Below are 21,349 nucleotides of genomic sequence, written 5' to 3'. Positions count from 1 at the left end.
AAGGAGAATTACAGGTGGATAAGAAAATAATGAGTGTAATATTGATAGCGTTTTGTTTAATTTGGTTAGGATGGGGAATCGTTTGGTCTGGGCAGAACGGACAGGTTCCTGCAAAAAATATAAATGGTTGGGAAAATAACAGATTAATTGCTCATGCCTTGGGCGGCATACAAGGATCAAGTTATACAAACTCCTATGATGCATTTATAACGAACTACAATAATGGGTACCGCCTGTTCGAAACAGATCTTTTGCTAACAACTGACGGTGAGCTTGCCGCCAGACATGACTGGACCAAAAGGCTACAGCCAGATCTGTCTGGTCAGACTGGTCATTCATTAACTAGTTCGCAATTTGAGAGTTCTCTTATAGACGGCAAATTCCGGCCGCTTTTATTTAAAGATATCCTTCATTTAATGGAGAACTATCCTGATTTCTATCTGGTTACAGATACGAAGGAAATGAACAAACAGAAGATTCAGCAGCAATTTTCTGTTTTAGTGGAACAAGCCAGGAAGATTGATGCTTCTCTCCTGAATCGAATTATTCCTGAAATCTATAGTCCGGAAATGTACGATACCGTCATGAACATCTATCCTTTTCCCAATAAAATCTATTCCCTGTATCAATCCGGAGCTTCGGCCGCAAGTATTGTAGATTTTGTAAAGGAAAAACAAATATCAGTGGTGGCCATGCCCACCTACCGTGTGCTCATAAATCCTAATCTGGTCTATGCATTAAACCAACTAAATGTACAAAGCTACGTCCATACCGTTAATAGTCCGGGCGCTATGAAATTAATGTCTCAACTAGGCGTACACGGGTATTACACAGATTTAGAAACTCCTCCGAACATACTGGAGGATACATTTTCCAAGCCTGTTAAGCTGGTTTTCGGGAAATACATCCAGGAAGTACTGGGAACGATAAGCAGTATAATAATGAAGGTGGCAGCATAATGGCAATCAATAATATTCTTATTGTAGATGATGAATTGGAAATCAGAGAAGCGCTGGTCATTTATTTGAAAAGCGATAGTGTGGATGTTTTTACAGCGTCCAATGGGTTAGAAGCCCTTGAAATATTAGAAAAAGAAACCATTCATCTCATTATCATGGATGTCATGATGCCACAAATGGATGGAATTAAAGCAACATTCAAAATTCGTGAAAATAAAAATATACCAATTATTCTACTCTCCGCCAAATCAGAAGCGAACGACAAAATCATAGGGCTTAATGTAGGCGCCGATGATTACATTACAAAACCATTCGATCCGATGGAGCTGGTCGCAAGGGTCCGGTCTCAGCTCAGAAGGTTTACCAATTTGGGATCTTTTCAAATGAGTGCGGGCGAGGAGATTATACAGGTACGTGGCCTTGCCCTGAACAAAACTTCAAAAACCGTTGAAGTAGACGGCGAAGACATCCGGCTCACCCCTAAGGAATATAAAATTCTGGAGCTGCTGATGGAGAACAAAGGAAGGGTCTTTTCCATTGAAGAAATTTACGAGAGCGTATGGAATGAGCCTATTTATGCATCTGATAATACAGTCGCTGTACACGTAAGGAACATTCGCGAGAAAATTGAGATTAATCCCAAGGATCCGAAATATTTAAAGGTGGTGTGGGGAATTGGGTACAAAATCGAGAAAAAATAATTGGATTCGAAGCATATCTCTTGATTTCCGTGTCATAGTAGGTACGGCAATTTTATGGATAGTGGTTCAACTAATTGATTCACTCATCGGGTTGTTCTACTGGAGTCCTCTTCTATTCATCCTGTTAAACTATGTTTTAGCTGCTATTTTTGTCCTGACTATAGCAGGCAAAGGCTATTTATTTTTTACTAAAAATGCTCCGAAACAGGCCAGCATAGTGTCCATTTACTTAGACCTTCTTAGGAAGTATGTTCAAGTCTGGAAAGGCATTTCCGTAGATAGCCGAATTACACTGAAAATGTTTGTTTTATTCCTGTTAACAGCTATCGCAGGTATTTCAGTTTGGCGGCTTATTACCTATCCCCCACGATATGAATTGTTTGTGTGGATACCCTATATCGTTTTGTATATTCTGATTGTCATTCCGTATAGTTTGCACAAGCTCACTCAGTTGATGCAGATTGTTAACGGCACGAAAGAAATTGCCCAGGGTAACATTCAAGCCACAATTCCGGTTCAAGGAGAAGGCGTATTTCCCAGACTGGCAGGATACATTAACAACATGAAGGTCGGATATCAAAATGCATTGGAGGATCAAATAAAAAGCGAGCGTTTAAAAACGGAGCTGATTACAAATGTCTCTCATGACTTGAAAACCCCATTAACTTCTATTATCAACTACATTGATTTGTTAAAAAAAGAACAACTTGAGTCGGATCGAGCCAATTCCTACGTTGATATTCTGGACCGCAAAGCTCTTCGGCTCAAGCTATTAATTGAAGACCTGTTTGAAGTGTCTAAAATGACCAGCGGCACGGTTGAACTGGATATTCAAACAATCGATGTAGCCACATTATTAACACAGGCAATTGCTGAATTCAGCAGCAACCTAGGAACATCGCTTGAAGTTAGAGAGAAAATAGCCAAACCCCATATCTATGCCGAATTGGACGGAAATAAAATCTGGCGGGTATTTGAAAACCTGATTGGTAACGCCAAAAAATACTCCCTTCCTGGCACAAGAATTTACATTTACCTTGATGAATCTGATCATCGGGTTCTGCTTAAAATCCAAAACACGTCTTCTTATGAAATCGATTTTCCCCCTGACGAGTTATTTGAACGCTTCAAAAGAGCGGATGAGTCACGCCAAACCGAAGGCTCCGGGCTTGGTCTGGCTATTGTGAGAAGCATTGTTGACCTGCACGGCGGTGACATCAATATCGAAATTCATGGGGATCAGTTCAACGTTCTTCTTGAGCTTCCCAAAACGAGATTATAATATCAAAGCACTAGGCCCCTTCACTTCCATCAGAAGTTGAAGGGGCTTTTTTGCGTTCCTTAATATCAAAAAAATCTTCAAAGAAACTTTAGATTTCCCCTTATTTGATCTTTATTTTTATTGCTTATGATGGAGGCACCAACGAGAAAGAAGGATAACACTATGCACAGAAACCTCCATGACGCCTTACTATTTTTTTATAAATTCCTTCGGATGCCCATGCAGATCGGCAGTATTACACCAAGCTCAGCTTCTCTGGCCAAAAAAATGATAGAGTACGTCCCCTGGCAACAAGCAACGGCAATTGCCGAGCTTGGGGCTGGCAGCGGCGCGATTACGCAATACATAGCGTCTGCTAAGTCAAAACACACGCAAGTTCTTCTATTTGAGAAAGATGTAGAATTGCGGCAGAAACTGACTGAGAGATACCCGGGATTTCCCAGCTATCCCGATGCCAGCCGTCTGGACACTGCCCTACGCCAACAAGGGCTTGAAGACGAGAAATTGGATTGCATATTAAGTGGCCTGCCCTTTTTTAATTTCCCGCAACAGCTACGCGATATTCTAATGGAGCAGATTAGTACGGCTCTGAAGCCCGGTGGACTGTTCATTGCTTTTCAATACTCCCAGCAAATGAGAAAACAGCTACACCAGCAGTTTGAGATAGAGCATGTACATTTCGTGCCTCTTAATATGCCCCCTGCCTTCGTCTACGTCTGTCGGAAGAAACCGCCTCTTCTTCATTCAGACTCACATCCTTTAGCAGAAGGAGCTGCCTGTAAATGAGCTATGACACGCTTATATCGCTTATTGGGCAGTTTGGCTATGCCGCTTTATTCCTTGCCCTTTGGTTCGGGATTATCGGTCTCCCCATCCCCGACGAAGTTATTGTCATGACTGGAGGCAGCGTTACCTCAAACGGCGTACTTCATATGGTTCCTGCCTTCATTGTTACCTATTTGGGAGTCATCTCGGGGTTATCACTTGGTTATGTGCTTGGCCGCCTGCTGGGGGCCACTGTACTGGATAAACTTCGCCGTAAAAAGAAGATGGATAAATACCTTGTATTCTCGGAAAAATTGATACAGAAATACGGCAGCTTCTCACTCTGCATCGGTTACTTTTTCCCGGTCATCCGGCATGTCCTGCCCTATCTTATGGGACTCAATAAAATGTCGTTCCGTCGCTACGCCTTACTCTCTTACACAACCGGACTTGTATGGACGACGATTTTTTTCATACTGGGGCGGAGTGTAGGTAGCCATGTCGAAGAAATCGGTCATTTGCTTTACCGTGACGGAATCTGGGTACTCTCAGCGCTATTTGTTGCTCTAGTCCTGTATCACATCATCCGTGATCGCATATAGAAAAAGTTCATAAGCTGCTGCAAGAGCAAACTTATGAACTTCCTATTTTACTTACAAAGAATTAATAAAATGAATATACTCTTGAGCGCTTAACTCAACTTCTTGATCTAATGGACTATGTTCCGCTCCATAAAATGCGTAAAACGGTCGATAGTCAGCATGTGTATAGAGAATAGTAACTTCAAAAGGACGTAATACTTCACTTAAGGTGTAATTGTATCTGCCTGTAGACGAATAATCTTCCGATTTAATACCGGCAGAGACCGCCAAACTTATTTTCTTATCCTTAAGCTTATCTCCACCTTTGCCATAAGCCCATCCATCTGCAAGTACTTCATCCAGCCATTTCTTTAGAAAAGGCGGGCAATTAAACCAATAAACCGGGAATTGCAAAATCAAATTATCATGAGCTTCGATCAGCTCTTGTTCCCTCTGAATATCAATTTTCTCATCCGGATATTCTTTGTAAATCTCATGTATAGTAATCTCTTCAGGATGCTTTCTCAACTCTTCCAACCATTTTTTATTGATAATTGAACTTTCTATACTTGGATGCGCTATAACTACTAATGTTTTCATAAAACCCACCACTCTTTTCTTCTGAATATTATTTTCGGCTCGAGAACGAGTATATATCATGGGAATTATTAAAGTAAGTATGCACTTTTAGGTAAGTAGTGAACCTTTTAGAGAGTGTTATAGACAAAAAAGGTATATAAAAAGGCGATCCGCTCGCGGATCGCCATATTTAATGAATACAATCTATTGTTAGCTTACTTAGCCAAAAGAGCTGGACGGTTACTCTCTCCCCATTCACATATTATATCAAGGACAGGAATAAGCGAGCGCCCGCGTTCCGACAAAGAATACTCCACCTTCGGAGGTATTTGCGGGTACTCCTCACGGATAATGATACCTTCGGCCTCAAGCTCTTTTAGCGTAATCCCCAATGTTTTGAATGAAATGGTTCCAATACGTCTTTTCAGCTCATTATGGCGCATAACTTTATGTTCAGCCAACCAATAAATAATAATCATTTTATATTTGCCACCTATCAGTGATAAGGTGTATCCAAAACCGGTATCTTTTAGATCCAGGTCAGTCGTAACGCAATTTTCAGTGTTCACAAGTACGCTCTCCTTTTTGTATATATGAAGTAAATGCGTATACTTTACATGTTGTTTAATTCTACAATCAAGTATAAAAGAAGTAAAGAAATAACGCATGTAATTATTGTAAAATAATCCAACAAAAAAGAACAAACACAAATAATAGCCTGAATACTTTTACCAAATAAAAAAGCTTGTAAACTCCCCTAATGGTCAGTTTACAAGCTCATTTCATTCAAACTATAATGCGGTCGAGAGGACTCGAACCTCCACAGTATTGCTACCACACGGACCTGAACCGTGCGCGTCTGCCAATTCCGCCACGACCGCAAATTATGCACCGACGATCATTACCGCCTGTACATAAGACTATACGCCTTTTTCAGATTGAATGCAAGGATTTTTTTATTTTTTTATTAAACGGAATAAATAACAGCAGTCCCATCACACAGGTGATCACTTCGGTAACTGTCATGGACCAGATAACGCCGTGCAGTCCGAACATGGAATGTAGCAGGACGATGACCGGTATATACAAAACACCTTGTGTGATGGACATAATCATCGTTGGCAGTCCTTGACCTGTGGCTTGAAATACACTAGTGAACAATCCTGTAAAACCATTAAACAATGCGGATATGAGCATCGCTACTACGATATAGGTCCCTATTTTCAGCACCTCTGGATCGTTGGAGAAGAACTGGATAACAGGCTCTCTGAACATATACACCAGACCCACGAATAGTATCGCGATCCCGCCAATATAAAGTGCTGCATAGTTAAATCCTGCTTTGAATCTGCTAATATTTTTACTGGAATAATTATAAGCGAAGAATGGAATCAGACCTAAAAACAATCCCATGGCGAGAAATTCCGGCACCTGAGCAATCCGTAGCGCCAGACCGAAACCGGCAACAACGCTGTCTCCATACAATATGGAATAGTTATTCAGCAAAAGTGTGCTCACAATGAGAAAACCAGCTTGCAATAGCTCCGATACCCCGATCTTGTAGATTTCCAACTGATCCTTAATGGAAATTTTAAATGACTTCAGGAACCCTCGCAGATATTCGCTCTTCTTTTCCAAGTAATAGATATAATAGATCACGGACCCTGCATTGGCCAGAACCATTGCCAGCGCCGCTCCAGCTACATGCCATTTCAACACCAGAATAAATAACGGGTCAAAAATCAGACTCAGCGCCGAACTAATAAATATGCCATACATCGACTCCTTGGAGGCCCCTTCCGACCGCACTAGCTGCTCCAATGCAAAATTAAGAACAACGACGAATCCTCCGGCAAACAGAGTCAAGACATAGGTTTTAGTATAGGCCAATGTGGCAGCATCCGCACCAAGTAATTGGACGATGGGATTCACCAGCAGAAAAGCAAGGAGAGCAATCAGGAGGCCTGCAATAATACTGCTATAGAAAGTATAGCCAGCAATTCGCTTCCCTTTTTCCGTCTCCCTCTCCCCCGCCAAACGTGTGACAAAGGTTCCTCCACCTACGCCAAATACATTTCCAATGGCCATCAGCACGGTGAAAATCGGCAGGCCCAGGGTGATGGCTGACAGCATGCTTGTATTGTGGAGCAGGCCGATAAAATAAGCATTAATCACATTGTAAATCGTACCAACAGACATCCCGATCATCATGGGAATGGACAAATGGGTGATCGCTTTACGCACAGGTGCAGCTTCGAGATAATATTGATTTTTCTCCATTTCGTTCGCTTCTTTCTTCGTAAGATCTTCAACTGTTAGAATTCTATCTATATCCATAATATAATTATTAGAATTCGAATTGTCAATGATCTATCTATAAATGATTTTGGGCAAATCGCAAAAAGGTGAAGCCTGAGAATCTGACGATCCTCCTGCTCCACCTATTTTCAAATTATAAAAGTCTGTCTCTTCCAGTTATAGTCTACCTCTTACATAGAGCTCACGAAAAGAAAATGCAAGGCTCAGAATTACAAATAATAGCTGGACTGCTAAAGCGACTATAACCCCATTCAGAATTCCCCATTGAAAAGTTTCACTCACCGCAATCAATGCTCCCCCTATTCCAATGCTTAACCCTGGGCTGAACGCATCGGTAAATTGGATATTAGCGGATATCTCACCCTCTTTTCCAGCTTCAACCTGCTGCAAGGCCATAGCTCCAGTCGTTGGATGCGCCAAACCAATACCAAAACCAGAAAGAATCTGAGAGAATATCGCGAGCCATATGCCGCCCATAGGGACCGATTAATGCAGGCAGGATATAGGGACTGGAGAATGCTGCAAGTATTTTGGTTCTGATCTTCCCACAATTAGAACGGGCATATTCCATGCTGTCGCCGCAATCACAATACCAGAACAAATTGCCATGGCAAGTATATGTGCTAAAAAAGGAACTTACAAGTAGAAACGGCTTTGCCGTCCGCTAAGGGACGGTATCCGTTATAAGTCCTTTACATTGTTATGCATAACAGCCAGCACTCTTCTGAACGTCTCGACCTCTTCTTCCGTCAGCCCCTCGACCGTTTTAAGGTAAGCCTCCAGTGAAGGCTCCATAATCTCATCCTCTACCTCCCGGCCCTTATCCGTTAGATAGACTCGCAGTGCCCGGCGATCCAGCTCATGGGTTACCCGATGAACAAATCCCTTCTTCTCCAGCTTGAATAGCATGCGCGCAACATTCGTCTGATCCTTCTGCAACCTTTCGGCAAGCTCCTTCTGGGTGATGCCTTCCGTCTCCCATAGAACAACCAGAATCTCCCATTGCTCTACTGTGATATCGAAGGGATTAACAACTTTCTGATAATAGCTGTTCAGTTTCAGGGCGGCTCGCTGCACAACAACGCCAATATACTTTTCTAATTGCACAATGCTGCCTCCAATATAGTAGACATGATTATAGTTGCTATGACCATTATATTTTTAATTTATTTTCCTGTCAATTGCTACAAACTATAAAAAATCGCCTCAGCTTCAGCTGAGACGGGCATGTATCAATCCTATTTTTTTAGCAGCAAATAAGCGAAATAAGGTACTCCAATTAGTGACACCATGACGCCTGCCGGGAGACCGTCGGGGTCGACCAGATTGCGTCCGACCGTATCGGCCAGCAGCAGCAACCACCCGCCGAGCAGCACCGCAACAGGAATAAATAATTGATTACGTGGTCCGACCAGCGCTTTCGCAATATGCGGAGCCAGCAGACCGATGAAAGCAATCCCTCCGGTGACCGATACTGCAGATGCCGCCGCAGCAACAGCAACCACGATAAGAAGCAGACGCTCCCGATCCAGATGAACACCAACGCCAATCGCCGAAGCCTCACTCAAATTGAGTAGATTCAGCTGCCTGGATTTGAACAGTGTAAACGGAATAAGCAGAATTAACCACGGAAGCAATGCCCATATAAACGGCCAATCCGTACCCCATATGTTCCCCGCGATCCACTTCGCAATGAAATCCACCTTAGAGCGTTCCGCCGAAGAAATGATTACGATCATAATCCCTGACAAAGCCAGAGAGAAGCCTACCCCAACCAATATCAGACGGGTCGGATCAAGACCTCGGGAACGGCTGTAGGAGAAAATATAAATGAGTATGGCTGTAATTAATGCCCCGAGAAACGCCACGAGCGGCAGCATATATACGTATGATCCCACTTTGACCGGGAAATACAGGAAGAAGACCGCAATGGCTACGCCTGCCCCGGAATTAATCCCAATGATGCCCGGATCAGCCAGATCGTTGCGGGTAATACTTTGCAGAATTGACCCGGATAACGCCAAGGCCATCCCCGACAGCAGCGTGATCAGAATTCTCGGCAGTCTGACAGAGAACAGGACAAAATCCTCTTTGAACGTGCCATGCCCCGATAAAACAGGGATCAGTCTGTTAAAAGACAATGACGAATAGCCTACGCCCATACTGATTATAGCGGTCAGGACAATAAGCCCCAGACTGATCAACACAATAAGACGTTGTTTACGAACAAGAGCGGACAATGTCATGAGAGTGCCTTGCCTCCTTTACGTACGACAAACAAGAAGAAGGGTAAGCCCACCATCGCTACGATAGCTGCCATCGGTGTCTCATAGGGCGCATTTATGGTTCGGCCGAGCGTATCGGCCAACAGCATAAAGCTGGCGCCTGCGAACACGGAGAACGGCAGGATGTACCGGTAATCGGTGCCAACGATCATGCGGACAATGTGTGGAATCATCAGCCCCAGGAAGGCAATGTTTCCGACAAGCGCTACCGCTGCCCCCGTCAACAGAACGACCAGAGTAAACAGGATAAATTTGACACGCACAAGCTTTTGCCCCAGTCCCATTGCAATCTCATCGCTCAGGCTAAGAATGGTTAAATGATTGGAATACATAATCGCCACCACAATTGCTATCACAATAACTGGTGTGATCACTTGTAGCTGTGCCCATGTTGTGCCGATCAATCCCCCGGCGGTCCACATCGAGACGTCCTTGGATATTTTGAAAACAATACTGATGCCATCTGCAATGGCATACAGAAAGGCGGAAATGGCTGCTCCCGCCAGCACGATGCGGATGGGAGACAGTTTCCCTTGTCGCATGGAGCCAAGTCCGAGGACCAGGCCCGCACCTAATGCAGAACCGATGAAACAGGCCAGCATAATGCCGAAGTAGCCCACTCCCGGAAGAAATGCAAAGGCCACAGCCAGCGCCATATTTGCTCCGGAGGTCAAACCCAGCAGGCCAGGATCCGCGAGCGGATTACGGGTTACGCCTTGCATAATGGAGCCGGATACCGCAAATGCGGCACCGACTAGCATCGCAGCCAGCTCACGCGGCATACGAATTTCACGCAGGATGAGAACATTCTCACTAGACGCACCCGGAGAAGTTAGCGCCAGCCATAGATCATACAGCGTTATTTCCTTAGCTCCCAATACCATCGAAATAGCAAAAGAGACGACGAGCACCAGCACACTGCCAAGCAGTTTATAGAAAAATGGGACTGAACGTTTTTTATCTCTCATTGGTTACTTGTTCAGGAAGCTCTTGATAAAGAAATCCAATTGATATTCCAGGCTCAGCGGATCATTGAAGTAGAACGACTTGGCATCCACTTCATAGACATGATTATTTTTCACAGCTGGAAGGTTCTTGTAGGTTTGAGTATCCTGGAAGCTGTTATCCTCATCGGCATTTTTACTGAAGATAATATAATCACCGACATAATCCTTCATCACTTCCGTAGACAATGCCAAATAACCGTCTTTCGCTGTTGCTTCTATCGTTTTCTCAGGTAGACTGAAGCCAAGATCACCGTATAGAAGCTCTGTACCACGTCCAAAGTTATATCCATACACGTACAACTGTTTGTTGAAGGTCTCAATTACCGTCACCGTTGCGCCTTCGCCAACCTTCGCTTTAATCTCTTCGCCGGCTTTTTCGGAACGTGCCTTGAACTCATCGACCCAGGCCTGTGCTTCTTTTTCTTTATTCAACAATTTCCCCACTTCAAGCTGCTGTGTCAAATAATCGACTTTAGCATATGTAAAAGTGACGGTTGGAGCAATTTGCTTTAACTTGTCATAGTTTTGAATATCGCTAAGACCGATAATGAGATCCGGCTGCAGCTCAATGATTTTCTCCAGACTTTCATCCGTAACAGCCTCAACGTCTTTCAGCTCATCTTTAAATCTTGGGTTCTCCTTGGACATCTCGTCCGCGCCCACTACCGGCACACCAAGCGCCATCACATTTCCTGTTAAGAATCTGGTCAGCACAACTACGCGCTGCGGATGTGAAGGAACTTCCACGGGGCCGTTCTCAGATTGATAAGTAAAGGTTCCCGCTGGCGCTGCGCCCGAGGACTGTGACGCCTCAGAGGAAGAATTATTCACGCTCTTCTCAGCATTATTGGTTTGATTGGCACCACAGGCGCTCAGAATAACTACTAAAGATAAGATTACCGGTACGAAAAGCTTTTTCATCGGATGACTCTCTCCCTTTTTATAATGACTATGTACAATGAATATTCTCATTGATAATGAGTTTCATTTTCATAACCTATTATAGTAAGCCTGATTTCGCTAAACCATGGCTTATTGTTGGAAAAGAAGCTTGGACTATTGAATGCCGGTAAATAATGCCACAGCACGTTGCAACTGTAGACGAATAGAAACAGGGTTATACGGAATCCATTCATCGATGTCCAGATGATGCACTTTATCGTTCCGCACCGCCGAAAGCCCCTTCCAGTATGAGGACTGAAGAATAGTATCAGCATGGGCGAAAGAACCTTTCGGGTCTGGGAATACAAAAACAAGCAAGCGATCACCCGCATAATCAGCAAGCTCCGCCAGCTCAATAGGAACGGAATGAAATTGATTACCCAGCCGTTCTATCTCCTGTGCGATTTTGGCCGGGGGCTTCAGCCCAAGCGAATGGTACATCACATATCCTACATTTCGAGCGCCGTATACCTGCATCTGCTCCGGACGCAGAATTAGAATCGTAATCGTTTCCTTGGCGACCGCACTTTCCTGTACCTGCAGACGAGCTTCCTGTTCCTCTTGCTCAAACATCGCGAGCCACTCTTCTGCTCTTTCACTGCGCTGGATGGCCTGTGCAATAAGGCGGAAATGCTCCTTCCAGCTTAGCTCCATCCAAGATATTTCAATCACCGGCGCTACTGCCCGCATATGACCGAGATTCAAGCCAAACCTGTGCAAATGCTGCTCGGCCGCGATAATCAGCTCAGATTTTGTCTCCAGTAACACTGAATTAAGCTGCTCAGGAGAAGCATCTGCGCTGATAAATCTCATGTTTTGCGGTTTCTCCAGTTCGGCAATACTCACATATTCACCGTTCTCTGCAATCGTCACAACGGGTTTAAGTCCAAGCAGCAACAGATGACTGGCATAAGGGGTTAGCACAACGGCTACGCGCGGCAAGGAGGATCGGCGGTTATAAGCGGAAGGCGCTGCACCGGTCTGGCGCTTGAAACGGCGGCTCAGGTAAAATTCATCCTTATAACCTACCTTTTGCGCAATCTCTCGAAGGGTACCCGAACCACTGATTAACAATTCGATCGCCCGGTGAACGCGCAAGCGCGATAGATATTCCTGGGGGGAAAATCCGGTCAGGCGTTTAAATAATATAGAATAATGTGAACTGCTGATACCGGCCAGCGCCGCCAGCTGTTCCCGCGTTATTTTATCGCTAAAATGGTTCTCCAGGTAGGCAATGCTTCGGTCCATACTCGGCTGGTCACTGACCGCATACTTTGCATCCTCCCGCTCCAGCAGCTCCGCAATAATTTGATGAAAAACAATCTGATTCTTCACATGCCGGGCTTCATGGATCGGTGAACGGTAAAGATAAAGCTCTTCAACCTTAGCCACAATATCAGGTTCGCAAAGAAAGAAGTGAAGATTAGACCCACCCAGCACCTCGCTTCTCCGTACCATAGAACTTGCAGGCGGAGAGGTCGGTGGCTCCCAGATGCCAATGGAAAGCTTGTACGCATGAAGTGGCTGCAGGGAATTTGTAACTAATGCCGCATGAACCTGTGCCGGAATCAGCATAATGCTTCCTTCTTGCAGCTCAAAGGTCTGATCATCCAGCCGCAGTATCCCCTTGCCACTTGCGATAGCAATCAACACTGTAAAGTCCTCATGGATCTTATGCATGGGCTGATTAGAAGTTCCATATAACGAAAGAATTTGGGCAGCCGTATATAAAGGAAAGTGAGACTCCGCCCACTCCGAATTAACGTTGTTCAAAACAAAGCCTCCATTACCCTCAAGATGAGGGGCTACTCGCCCCTGGATCATTTTAAGCCATATACACCTGATAATGAAGCATTAAATCTTTTCCATCAAAGTTAGACGTAGAGATCACACACATTCAGCTTAAATCCAGTCGGAACAATAACGAATTCCTGTCCGGATATTTATAGGTTACGGGTAGTTCAGCTTTCTTGATTTCCTTAAAGCCGTTCTTTCTGTAAAATTGATGCGACCTATCGGCCGTGGATGGGGTATCTAGCAGAACCGTCCGTCCTCCTTGTTGCTTGGCAAACTCTATCAGGATTTCAAACAATGCTTTTCCAATCCCCAGTTCCTTGCCACGATACTCGCTGTACACGAAAAACTTCTTCAGAATGAACACCTCGTTCGTCTTCTTCATCAGTCCTATAGAACCGATCACTCTGTCTTTCTGATCCACAGCGATCCAGAATCCCCTGCTGATAACGTTCTTCATAGGTTGTAATCATTCTGGCTCTCCTCCTGCGCTCTATACAGATTAATAGCATCCCACTTCTCCACCTCCACTTCTCCACCTTACGGGATTTTCACTTATCAGTAAAATTGAAATATATGAAATGAACTATTTATAAAAATGATATGTTACTTTCACAAAAATCATAGAATATGGTAGCTACACCCTTGCTGCAGAGCATCTGGTGTACACCCAATCAACCATTACTTCGCACATTCAGGCCCTTGAGGCACATGCTGCTTAAAGGAATAGAAAAAGGGCTGCTCCTATAAGCCAATTTCATGACTTATAGAACAGCCCCAACATACTTGTTTAAAATGCTTGTTTAAAACAGTTGCTGCCTGTATTGCTCAGGCGACATGCCTATGAACTTCTGGAAGGCACGATAAAGCTGACTTGGACTCGCAAAACCAACATCCAGACTGATGTCGGTCACGGTATGTCTCGTAGAGCGAAGCCGTCGCTTGGCTTCATCGATCCGGATTTTCAGCATGTACTGGTAAGGAGAACGTCCAATCAATGCTTTGAAGGAACGGATAAAATGATATCGGCTCATCCCCGCGATCCCGGCCAACTCTTCTATGGAGACCGGCTTCATATAGCAATCCTGCATATACTCCAGCACCCGCACCAAATGCGGGTCCTCGCAATCCGGAAGCCCCTTCTGTAAGATGGCATTGGAATCCTTCTGGTGATTTCCCCGCAGGATTCGGGACAAATAGTTTATGATCTCCAATTCCGTCTCCTCAATGAAGCCTGCCTCTGTCCCGTCATTCGAACATAACGCCACACTCCATTTCCGGTGCTGCCGCAATAGTTCATCCCCATTCACACGCTGTTGCATAACAGGCTCCCATGGGCGGTCCAGTTCCCAAATCTCCATGAAGTCCTTCAACTGGATAACAACCACACCCTCCCCGTCCTTAATCTCAAAGGAATGACTGTCATTAGGGGACTTGATCAGCGCCTCCCCTCTCTCCAGCTGGAAGGAATTATTCTCCAAATCGAAAGCACAGGACCCGTACACAGGCACGGTGATCTGGTACATATTATTATGGCGATGCTTTTCGTTAATAAAGCTATTCTCAATTCTCCACAGTTCCAGCCGTGGAGTTGTCATGTGTATCTGCATGGTCACTCACCCGAGTTCAGTATAGCAAAAAATGCTCAAAAGAAAAGCATCAATCGCGACGACAGATCATCCGGCAATGCGCTAAGCTACCGAATAAGACAAACAAGCAAAGGATGATTGTTATGAAAACTGTCTCAAGCCCTGCCCTGGCAGCGGCCCGGTCGTACTCCGTGTACGCCTTGATCGGCGTTACGGTGGCCCATCTGCTTAATGACGCGATGCAGTCCGCTGTCCCAGCTGTTTTCCCGCTACTGCGGCAAACGCTCGACCTTAGCTTCGCCCAAGTCGGCTGGATTGCCTTCATGCTTAACGTAACCGCCTGCGTGCTGCAGCCTTTCATCGGGAGTCTGACGGACAAACGGCCGATGCCCCTCCTGCTACCCGGCGGAATGCTGTTCTCATTGATCGGTATTATTGGTATGGCCTATTCATCCCATTTTGTAGGATTGCTGATTTCAGCCATGCTGCTAGGTATCGGCTCCTCTGTACTCCATCCGGAATCCTCGCGCGTTGCCCATCTGGCTGCTGGTAAAAGCCACGGCATGGCCCAATCCGTCTTTCAGGTTGGCGGCAATACCGGCCAGGCATTGGCTCCACTGGCAGTCGGCTTTCTGGTTATGCCTTACGGAACACGAGGGCTGATTATGTTCGCATTCGCTGCCGTCCTCGGCATCTTCCTGCAATATGCCGTCAGCCGCTGGTATAAGGGGCAGCTTGTAGCACCGAAGAAGGTTCAAACGGCTGCAGCTGCAGTTCAGCATCCCCGCGGCTTCGTCGCATTGGCGATCAGCTTGCTGATCGTGCTGCTCTTCTCTAAGTTCGTATATATCGCGAGCATGACCGGATACTACTCTTTCTATTATATGGATCGCTTTCAACGCCCGTTTGAGGATGCGCAGATTCCATTGTTCGCCCTCCAATTTGCCGGGATGCTCGGCACCTTGCTCGGGGGACCACTTGCAGACCGGTTCGGACGCAAAAAGATCATCTGGTTCTCCATTGCCGGTACAGCTCCCTTCTCCCTGCTGTTGCCGTATGCGACTCCGTTCTGGTCCGTTATACTCTGCGGTCTGATCGGCGCCATCCTGATGTCCGGCTTCTCGGTCATCATCGTGTATGCGCAGGCACTGCTACCCGGTAAAATCGGCACCGTATCCGGCTTGTTCTTCGGCTTGGCATTCGGCCTGGCCGGACTCGGTTCAGTCATTATGGGCTGGCTGATCGACCTGACAGACGTCTCTTTTGTCATTCAGATATGCGCTTTCCTGCCACTGCTGGGACTACTGGCTATGTTCTTGCCATCCGATAACAAGCTTGCGGGGAATGCCCGCGGATAAGGCTATCTTAATAACCGCTTGGCATGTACTTGGATATTAGAATTGGATTCAAAAATAGCATCGAACGCCACTGGAATCAGCAGTTTTCGATGCTATTTCTCTAGTTAGTCCTACTACTTGCTGCCTGTAACCGCAGCTACAACATCATCAATAACGTTGCCTTCCGCAATTGGACCGCTAGACATCCAACTTCGCGCCGACACCTTAAATACGTGATTTTGCTTAACAGCCGGCATCGCCTTCCAAAGACCCAGCTTCTCAACCTCTGTAGTAGCAGCGGCTTCTTTATCGAATTCTTCCTTCGTACTGATAGAGCCACCATACATGGCAAACACATAGTCTGCGGTTATGGAAGGCAGCTTCTCAAGCGAGGTATTAATCCCCCAATCATCCGTTGCGGCCTTCTTCAATTCCTCAACGCTGGCATCGGGGTGTAACCCCAGCTTCTCGTAGATCAGGGGTGCAAAGCTAGGAAAGAACACTTGCAGATCCTTGTCTGATGGACGCAAATAGACTACTGTTTTATCAGCTCCAACTGCGGAAACAATGGTTTCCTTGGCTTGCTTGATTTTATCGTCATTAGCCTGGATCACAGCTTGTGCTTTATCTTCGAGGCCAGTTATTTTTCCGATCTCGGTGATCGAGGACTTCCAATCATCTGGCGCATAAGGAACTGTCGGAGCAATTTTGCTCAGCTCGTCATATCCACTTTGATCCGTAAAATATTGCTGGAGAAGTATAAGATCTGGTTTCGCCGCCAGAATCGCTTCCAGGTTCGGCTTCATATCTGCAGTTCCCGACAGTGGAATTCCCAATTCTTTGAGCTTGTCTTCCAGATAATAGCCGTCGAATCCATAGGCATACACCATTGGAACCCCCAATGAAAGGGTGATATCTTCAAGCCCAATCACGGCGACGCGCTTCGGGTGTGTTGGAGCTTTAGTCTCCCCGTAGGCATGCTTGATCGTTAACGTCTCCGCGGCTTCCGTCTGCGACGAATTATTTCCCTGTGCTGAACCAGGAGCATCAGTAGAGGCTGCTGCTTTCTCATTGGCCCCCGTATTCGCATTATTCCCACAAGCGCTAACCAATAAGGTCAGCAGCAGTATGATCATTAGCCCTGCCATGTTCCGAAAGCTGCTTTGACCCCTATGGACACCCCGTATTGTGTCATTCGATCTCTCTGTTTGATGCATCGTATTCCCTCCGTCACTGTAATTAATAATGATATTGATTATCATTATCGACTAGGACATTATACAACACACTTACAGCAACGGGAATATGAAAAGATGCCGACTTTTCTCGGGCTATAGTGCACGAAATAGTTGTTCAAGCTCCTGCAAGAAATCATAATGCCGATTGGCCGTATACTCCAGAATCGGCTCAGCCAGCCAGGCTTGCCCCGAAGTCTGATACACGTGACCATTCCGGACAGCTTTCAGGCGCTGCCAAAGTTCAGACCGCTGAAGCCGTTGCCAGTTCATTAGCGACTGCCCATCCTTCATTACGTTAACAAGCAGTATATCCGCATCGAATGATGCGAGCTGCCCTGCTTGAACCTGTTCAGTAAATTCGATGTGTTCCACGCCTCTTGCACAATGGATCTGCAGATCGTCGTACAAAACTGTACCTGCACGCTTTCCCCAAACCTCAAATCCCCTTGGCAAGATATTTAGAATGAGCAGGCCACCTTGCCTGAACGAATAAGGAATATTCTCCCGAATGACTTCAGCTTTCTTATCGTAACGGCCGAGCCAGCTCTCTGCTTCCTTATCCCGGTCCAGAAACTCGGCAGTCCTTTTCAAATGCTCTCTCCAGCTTAAAGAGTGCCAGGGTAGGAACAATACAGGCGCTATCTGACAAAGCTTCTTTTTCTCTTCATCGGGAACCATTTCATCTAGTGCAACAATCCGATCTGGCCTTGCTCTCCATAAGGCTTCTCTATTGAAATCGTAGTCATGTCCCAAAGGCACCTTAATGTCAAAACGGTATTTCTTGCGGTAATCGTCACTCCAGGTCTGATCAATTGGCGCAGCGTACGGAATGATCTGTAAACTAAGTAGTTGCCCGACATTAGGCCAGCTATATGCTGCTACTTTGCAGGTTCGATTCGCAATATAGATACTTGGCGACATTCCTACATGCTTTTTAAACTGGCTGCTGAAATACTGGCGATCCCTGTAACCGACCTCTTCCGCAACCTTTTGCAGGGATTGACCTTCATCCAGTAAGCTTTTAGCCTGATTCGTGCGAAGCTCTGTCAGATAATCCATAGCGCTTTGACCGAATCGGTCTTTAAATGACCGCATGAAATAATACCGGCTCATACCGGCAAGCTCAGACAAGTGATCGACTGTGATCCCTTCTCGAAAATGATCATTTATATACATACGCACTTGATCCAGCGCAGCCTCGTGTTGGCCTTGGTTCTTGAACAACAGATGCAAGAGCTCCTGAAATCCCGCCTGACTGACAAAGCGGTCCGCAGCATCGTCCGTATGCCAGTGACAAATTATTTTCTCACAGAAAGACAGTAGCAGTGTGTCTGCATTCACGCTCACCCGGGCCAGATCCGGCAGTATACGTCCCTGCTGAGCACCATATCTTTCGGGCGTATCCGTTTGTACATGAAACCGATACAGCACTTGATCTCCATCTGAATCATAAGTTGTTTCCGCTCGCTGCCCGGGCATCACGATATATACGGTATGAGGGATTAGCGGGTACAGCATGCCATTAATGACGATATTGCCGTGCCGCTTGGCAGCAACAATAAGCACATAAGCAGGAGCAGTTTCGTACAACAGACGGTAAGTCGAACGCTCCGTTTCTCGGAAACAGTCATCCAGTCTGATCCAGACGCGGCTAAGCAGTTCTTTATGCTGTGGTCCTTCCTCGCGTTCTTGAAGCGGAGTCATCTCCACCCTCCTTATTATTGTTATGTCTGCTGTTCCGATTATGCAAAAAGCCCTTGAATTGCCACAAGGACAAATTCAAGAGCTCTTTGATTACTAACTTGATGCGGTCGAGAGGACTCGAACCTCCACGGTATTGCTACCACACGGACCTGAACCGTGCGCGTCTGCCAATTCCGCCACGACCGCATATTATGAAGTCCACATTCTCTTGGACACAAGAGATATTTTACCATGCGAATATGATCATCGTCAACTAATTTTTTAAAAATGATGTCACTCAACATTTTCTGTATAATTATTGCTTTTATTAGTGGAAAAGATGTATAATGAGAACAAAGGTTCGCATACTATAAATGAGGTGATTTATAATGGCGACTACTAAGCGTAACAACTCCAATTCAACCGAAGAAATTACCAAAGATGAACTGTCCCTTGTGAGAAGCTATCTGCTGCTAACATTTATCCATAAAGTATTTGAACGCGATTGCCGGGTTATTAGCAAGAGCGGTCTGTTCAAGACACCTCAGCTCTATATAGAGCTGGTATCCGGCGCTGCCAAGAAAGCCTCGTTGATGTTGCAGGAGGTGAATCGTGAGCTGACTTCCCGCCATCTGAAGATTAACACCGTGCGTCAGGATCAACGTGGTGTAGAAGCACAATACAATTGCAGAGGGTATATCGGAGAGTTGAATATCCTCTGGCCCGGTTTCCGCAGAGAGATGATGCTTCGTATGCGTGCCTATCTCGGCCTTGCTACGGACTCCTCCATGGTCTCCCGAGAAGAAGATGTGGTACAGTTAGCTTTATCTATATAATCTCCGTAGAATTCCCCGGAACACAGAACAGCTCCCTGCCAGGATGAATGGCCAGGGAGCTGTTTAGGTTATACATTACTATATATTATCGGGATCTCTTCTCGGTTCCTTGGCAGGCTGAATCAAGTAATTTCGATCAAGCTTGACCACATTTCTGTTAGGGCGGCGAATCATCACTTGAGACTCGTCCCATGCCAGTACGATTCCTCTAATATCGTTGCTGGCAATGCCGTCGCGTACCACACGTACTTTCTCACCGGAGATGCGGTAGGCATCTAGCTGTTCATCGCTAATCATGGTCATTCCCCCTTCTACGATAGCTTATCCGAATTCCACTCATAAAACAAAGACCCAAATGAGAATTCACCTGGGTCTCCTGCTCGTAAATCCGTTATTCCTGTGTCTGTTCCTTATATCAGCGCTTCATTCTTCTCAAACCAGAAATCGAGAACTTTAGCGGACATCACACGTTGCTCCAAATACTCTACCTGGTTCGCCGTAAACTTCTCTCTCCAGGCGTAGGTCAGTTCTTCACACAAGCTTGTAATGGTCAACAGCTCCGACCAAGCTACATAGCGTTTGTACCAAAAAAACTGAGGATGTTCAATCATATAGGGGTACAGATCGTCAAACTCCGTATGTTTGCAATCCAGCGCACGCTCGAAGTGATCCTTGGCCTCGGTTAATTTATCAATAAAAAATTGCTCTGTCACCGGTTCTTTCCCCATTGTGACGCCTCCTCTCTTATGTCTAAGCTTTATTATAAAGGAAAAATCATAGGGTGAAAAGAAGTTGTTTGGAAAATAGGCTTGTGTTTTGTTTCCACTGCCCTCTAGTCTTCGAAGACAACCGTTCCTTCATTTAGGGAACTGATCCGGACTAAGGATTCCAGACGAATACCTTGTTCGCGGATGGTGCGCGCTCCTGCCTGGAAGCTCTTCTCCACAACGACTCCTAGGCCAACCAATTCTGCACCGGAACGTTGAATAATTTTGATCAGCCCCCGCGCCGCATCTCCATTAGCGATGATATCATCAATGAACAGAATCTTATCCTCTGGAGAAACAAATTGACGGGAAAGCATAATGTCGGTAACTATTCCCTTGGTAAACGAAGGGACTCTCTCACACAGCGCATCGGGATCGGCCAGCAGTGTTTTTTTGCGGCGTGCAAAGACGAGCGGTACATTCATAACCAAGGCGGTGGCAAATGCCACGGCAATTCCGGAGGATTCCACGGTTACTATACGAGTAATCCCGCTATCGCTAAATCTCCGGGCAAACTCCCGTCCCATCTCCATCGTCAGCTCGGGATCTACCTGGTGATTCAACAGAGCATCCAGCTTAAGCACCTGATCCGAAACGACGATACCTTCCTCCAAAATCCGCTTTTTCAACACTTCCATGACTTTGAACCTCCAATACACTTATATAATCCATATCTTCCCGCGCA

At 45.7% G+C, this 21,349-nt stretch carries 23 protein-coding genes, 2 tRNA genes and 1 pseudogene; 8 read left to right on the top strand and 18 right to left on the bottom strand.

Annotated features, from left to right (window positions below; all coding sequences use genetic code 11):
• The first annotated feature begins 14 nt into the window (after window positions 1–14).
• The 5 genes from HPT30_RS27145 (at window position 15) to HPT30_RS27125 (ending at window position 4,309) form a co-directional block, all read left to right on the top strand.
• Complete coding sequence (locus tag HPT30_RS27145) at window positions 15–959, top strand: phosphatidylinositol-specific phospholipase C/glycerophosphodiester phosphodiesterase family protein (RefSeq protein ID WP_175374401.1); 945 nt, start codon at window positions 15–17, stop codon at window positions 957–959.
• Window positions 959–1,660, top strand: coding sequence for a response regulator transcription factor (locus HPT30_RS27140; RefSeq protein ID WP_175374400.1), 702 nt, complete (start codon window positions 959–961; stop codon window positions 1,658–1,660). The genes HPT30_RS27145 and HPT30_RS27140 overlap by 1 nt, the downstream gene beginning before the upstream one ends.
• Window positions 1,635–2,942, top strand: coding sequence for a sensor histidine kinase (locus tag HPT30_RS27135; protein ID WP_175374399.1), 1,308 nt, complete (start codon window positions 1,635–1,637; stop codon window positions 2,940–2,942). Before HPT30_RS27140 ends, HPT30_RS27135 begins: the two co-directional genes overlap by 26 nt.
• Before the next feature lie 162 nt (window positions 2,943–3,104).
• Window positions 3,105–3,728 (top strand): class I SAM-dependent methyltransferase, encoded by a 624-nt coding sequence (locus tag HPT30_RS27130; protein ID WP_175374398.1) that lies wholly within the window; start codon window positions 3,105–3,107, stop codon window positions 3,726–3,728.
• Window positions 3,725–4,309 carry a DedA family protein gene (locus HPT30_RS27125; RefSeq protein WP_175374397.1) on the top strand — a complete coding sequence of 195 codons (585 nt, stop codon included), beginning with the start codon at window positions 3,725–3,727 and terminating at the stop codon, window positions 4,307–4,309. Before HPT30_RS27130 ends, HPT30_RS27125 begins: the two co-directional genes overlap by 4 nt.
• A gap of 51 nt (window positions 4,310–4,360) precedes the next feature.
• Here the strand turns inward: HPT30_RS27125 and HPT30_RS27120 are convergent, their stop codons facing one another.
• The 11 genes from HPT30_RS27120 to HPT30_RS27070 form a co-directional block, all read right to left on the bottom strand.
• Window positions 4,361–4,888 (bottom strand): NAD(P)H-dependent oxidoreductase, encoded by a 528-nt coding sequence (locus HPT30_RS27120; RefSeq protein WP_175374396.1) that lies wholly within the window; start codon window positions 4,886–4,888, stop codon window positions 4,361–4,363.
• A gap of 194 nt (window positions 4,889–5,082) precedes the next feature.
• Window positions 5,083–5,436: a winged helix-turn-helix transcriptional regulator gene (locus tag HPT30_RS27115; RefSeq protein WP_312876380.1), complete on the bottom strand. Its 354-nt coding sequence runs from the start codon at window positions 5,434–5,436 to the stop codon at window positions 5,083–5,085.
• A 228-nt stretch (window positions 5,437–5,664) separates the two neighbouring features.
• Window positions 5,665–5,748, bottom strand: a tRNA-Leu gene (locus HPT30_RS27110).
• 52 nt (window positions 5,749–5,800) lie between these two features.
• Window positions 5,801–7,147: an MATE family efflux transporter gene (locus HPT30_RS27105; protein WP_175374395.1), complete on the bottom strand. Its 1,347-nt coding sequence runs from the start codon at window positions 7,145–7,147 to the stop codon at window positions 5,801–5,803.
• A gap of 195 nt (window positions 7,148–7,342) precedes the next feature.
• Window positions 7,343–7,576: a hypothetical protein gene (locus HPT30_RS27100; RefSeq protein WP_175374394.1), complete on the bottom strand. Its 234-nt coding sequence runs from the start codon at window positions 7,574–7,576 to the stop codon at window positions 7,343–7,345.
• A 291-nt stretch (window positions 7,577–7,867) separates the two neighbouring features.
• Window positions 7,868–8,293 (bottom strand): MarR family winged helix-turn-helix transcriptional regulator, encoded by a 426-nt coding sequence (locus HPT30_RS27095; RefSeq protein ID WP_175374393.1) that lies wholly within the window; start codon window positions 8,291–8,293, stop codon window positions 7,868–7,870.
• A 131-nt stretch (window positions 8,294–8,424) separates the two neighbouring features.
• Window positions 8,425–9,432 (bottom strand): FecCD family ABC transporter permease, encoded by a 1,008-nt coding sequence (locus HPT30_RS27090; protein ID WP_175374392.1) that lies wholly within the window; start codon window positions 9,430–9,432, stop codon window positions 8,425–8,427.
• A complete protein-coding gene (locus tag HPT30_RS27085) occupies window positions 9,429–10,439 on the bottom strand; it encodes a FecCD family ABC transporter permease (protein WP_175374391.1) in 1,011 nt (336 codons plus the stop codon). Before HPT30_RS27085 ends, HPT30_RS27090 begins: the two co-directional genes overlap by 4 nt.
• Before the next feature lie 3 nt (window positions 10,440–10,442).
• A complete protein-coding gene (locus HPT30_RS27080; protein WP_175374390.1) occupies window positions 10,443–11,399 on the bottom strand; it encodes an iron-hydroxamate ABC transporter substrate-binding protein in 957 nt (318 codons plus the stop codon).
• A 135-nt stretch (window positions 11,400–11,534) separates the two neighbouring features.
• Window positions 11,535–13,193, bottom strand: coding sequence for a helix-turn-helix domain-containing protein (locus HPT30_RS27075; protein WP_175374389.1), 1,659 nt, complete (start codon window positions 13,191–13,193; stop codon window positions 11,535–11,537).
• Window positions 13,194–13,317: 124 nt separating this feature from the next.
• Window positions 13,318–13,674, bottom strand: coding sequence for a GNAT family N-acetyltransferase (locus tag HPT30_RS27070; protein ID WP_175374388.1), 357 nt, complete (start codon window positions 13,672–13,674; stop codon window positions 13,318–13,320).
• Between the two features lie 160 nt (window positions 13,675–13,834).
• On the opposite strand from HPT30_RS27070, the pseudogene HPT30_RS27065 reads away from it, so the two are divergent.
• A pseudogene (locus HPT30_RS27065) lies at window positions 13,835–13,921 on the top strand (LysR family transcriptional regulator); the annotation flags it as partial.
• Window positions 13,922–14,017: 96 nt separating this feature from the next.
• On the opposite strand, the gene HPT30_RS27060 reads toward HPT30_RS27065, so the two are convergent.
• Window positions 14,018–14,824 (bottom strand): helix-turn-helix domain-containing protein, encoded by an 807-nt coding sequence (locus HPT30_RS27060; protein ID WP_175374387.1) that lies wholly within the window; start codon window positions 14,822–14,824, stop codon window positions 14,018–14,020.
• Window positions 14,825–14,946: 122 nt separating this feature from the next.
• On the opposite strand from HPT30_RS27060, the gene HPT30_RS27055 reads away from it, so the two are divergent.
• Window positions 14,947–16,161, top strand: a complete 1,215-nt coding sequence (locus HPT30_RS27055; RefSeq protein ID WP_175374386.1) for an MFS transporter — start codon at window positions 14,947–14,949, stop codon at window positions 16,159–16,161.
• A 113-nt stretch (window positions 16,162–16,274) separates the two neighbouring features.
• Here the strand turns inward: HPT30_RS27055 and HPT30_RS27050 are convergent, their stop codons facing one another.
• The 3 genes from HPT30_RS27050 to HPT30_RS27040 all read right to left on the bottom strand — a co-directional run bounded on the left by HPT30_RS27050 (window position 16,275) and on the right by HPT30_RS27040 (window position 19,268).
• Window positions 16,275–17,288, bottom strand: coding sequence for an ABC transporter substrate-binding protein (locus HPT30_RS27050; RefSeq protein WP_175374385.1), 1,014 nt, complete (start codon window positions 17,286–17,288; stop codon window positions 16,275–16,277).
• 183 nt (window positions 17,289–17,471) lie between these two features.
• Window positions 17,472–19,082 carry a helix-turn-helix domain-containing protein gene (locus HPT30_RS27045; RefSeq protein WP_175374384.1) on the bottom strand — a complete coding sequence of 537 codons (1,611 nt, stop codon included), beginning with the start codon at window positions 19,080–19,082 and terminating at the stop codon, window positions 17,472–17,474.
• Between the two features lie 102 nt (window positions 19,083–19,184).
• Window positions 19,185–19,268, bottom strand: a tRNA-Leu gene (locus tag HPT30_RS27040).
• Window positions 19,269–19,450: 182 nt separating this feature from the next.
• Between HPT30_RS27040 and HPT30_RS27035 the strand changes: the two genes are divergently transcribed.
• The gene (locus HPT30_RS27035; protein WP_175374383.1) at window positions 19,451–19,897 is read left to right on the top strand and encodes a YhjD family protein; all 447 of its coding nucleotides are present in this window, start codon (window positions 19,451–19,453) and stop codon (window positions 19,895–19,897) included.
• Between the two features lie 78 nt (window positions 19,898–19,975).
• On the opposite strand, the gene HPT30_RS27030 is transcribed toward HPT30_RS27035, so the two are convergent.
• The 3 genes from HPT30_RS27030 to HPT30_RS27020 all read right to left on the bottom strand — a co-directional run bounded on the left by HPT30_RS27030 (window position 19,976) and on the right by HPT30_RS27020 (window position 21,302).
• Window positions 19,976–20,194 (bottom strand): hypothetical protein, encoded by a 219-nt coding sequence (locus tag HPT30_RS27030; RefSeq protein ID WP_175374382.1) that lies wholly within the window; start codon window positions 20,192–20,194, stop codon window positions 19,976–19,978.
• A gap of 113 nt (window positions 20,195–20,307) precedes the next feature.
• A complete protein-coding gene (locus tag HPT30_RS27025) occupies window positions 20,308–20,625 on the bottom strand; it encodes a hypothetical protein (RefSeq protein WP_175374381.1) in 318 nt (105 codons plus the stop codon).
• A 104-nt stretch (window positions 20,626–20,729) separates the two neighbouring features.
• The gene (locus tag HPT30_RS27020; protein ID WP_066371725.1) at window positions 20,730–21,302 is read right to left on the bottom strand and encodes a xanthine phosphoribosyltransferase; all 573 of its coding nucleotides are present in this window, start codon (window positions 21,300–21,302) and stop codon (window positions 20,730–20,732) included.
• Between the last annotated feature and the right edge of the window lie 47 nt (window positions 21,303–21,349).

Origin of the sequence: Paenibacillus agri, assembly GCF_013359945.1 — a bacterium.
GTDB lineage: Bacteria > Bacillota > Bacilli > Paenibacillales > Paenibacillaceae > Paenibacillus_AQ > Paenibacillus_AQ agri.
This window is presented reverse-complemented; position numbering and strand designations above follow the sequence as displayed.

Excerpts from the sequence above, each read along its gene's own strand:
- HPT30_RS27070 (WP_175374388.1), bottom strand. The coding sequence starts at position 13,674 with ATGAAGAACGTTATCAGCAGGGGATTCTGGATCGCTGTGGATCAGAAA.
- HPT30_RS27020 (WP_066371725.1), bottom strand. The coding sequence starts at position 21,302 with ATGGAAGTGTTGAAAAAGCGGATTTTGGAGGAAGGTATCGTCGTTTCG.
- HPT30_RS27055 (WP_175374386.1), top strand. The coding sequence starts at position 14,947 with ATGAAAACTGTCTCAAGCCCTGCCCTGGCAGCGGCCCGGTCGTACTCC.
- HPT30_RS27045 (WP_175374384.1), bottom strand. The coding sequence starts at position 19,082 with ATGACTCCGCTTCAAGAACGCGAGGAAGGACCACAGCATAAAGAACTG.
- HPT30_RS27140 (WP_175374400.1), top strand. The coding sequence starts at position 959 with ATGGCAATCAATAATATTCTTATTGTAGATGATGAATTGGAAATCAGA.
- HPT30_RS27050 (WP_175374385.1), bottom strand. The coding sequence starts at position 17,288 with ATGGCAGGGCTAATGATCATACTGCTGCTGACCTTATTGGTTAGCGCT.
- HPT30_RS27035 (WP_175374383.1), top strand. The coding sequence starts at position 19,451 with ATGGCGACTACTAAGCGTAACAACTCCAATTCAACCGAAGAAATTACC.
- HPT30_RS27125 (WP_175374397.1), top strand. The coding sequence starts at position 3,725 with ATGAGCTATGACACGCTTATATCGCTTATTGGGCAGTTTGGCTATGCC.
- HPT30_RS27105 (WP_175374395.1), bottom strand. The coding sequence starts at position 7,147 with ATGGAGAAAAATCAATATTATCTCGAAGCTGCACCTGTGCGTAAAGCG.
- HPT30_RS27060 (WP_175374387.1), bottom strand. The coding sequence starts at position 14,824 with ATGCAGATACACATGACAACTCCACGGCTGGAACTGTGGAGAATTGAG.
- HPT30_RS27025 (WP_175374381.1), bottom strand. The coding sequence starts at position 20,625 with ATGGGGAAAGAACCGGTGACAGAGCAATTTTTTATTGATAAATTAACC.
- HPT30_RS27085 (WP_175374391.1), bottom strand. The coding sequence starts at position 10,439 with ATGAGAGATAAAAAACGTTCAGTCCCATTTTTCTATAAACTGCTTGGC.
- HPT30_RS27090 (WP_175374392.1), bottom strand. The coding sequence starts at position 9,432 with ATGACATTGTCCGCTCTTGTTCGTAAACAACGTCTTATTGTGTTGATC.
- HPT30_RS27080 (WP_175374390.1), bottom strand. The coding sequence starts at position 11,399 with ATGAAAAAGCTTTTCGTACCGGTAATCTTATCTTTAGTAGTTATTCTG.
- HPT30_RS27120 (WP_175374396.1), bottom strand. The coding sequence starts at position 4,888 with ATGAAAACATTAGTAGTTATAGCGCATCCAAGTATAGAAAGTTCAATT.
- HPT30_RS27130 (WP_175374398.1), top strand. The coding sequence starts at position 3,105 with ATGCACAGAAACCTCCATGACGCCTTACTATTTTTTTATAAATTCCTT.
- HPT30_RS27030 (WP_175374382.1), bottom strand. The coding sequence starts at position 20,194 with ATGATTAGCGATGAACAGCTAGATGCCTACCGCATCTCCGGTGAGAAA.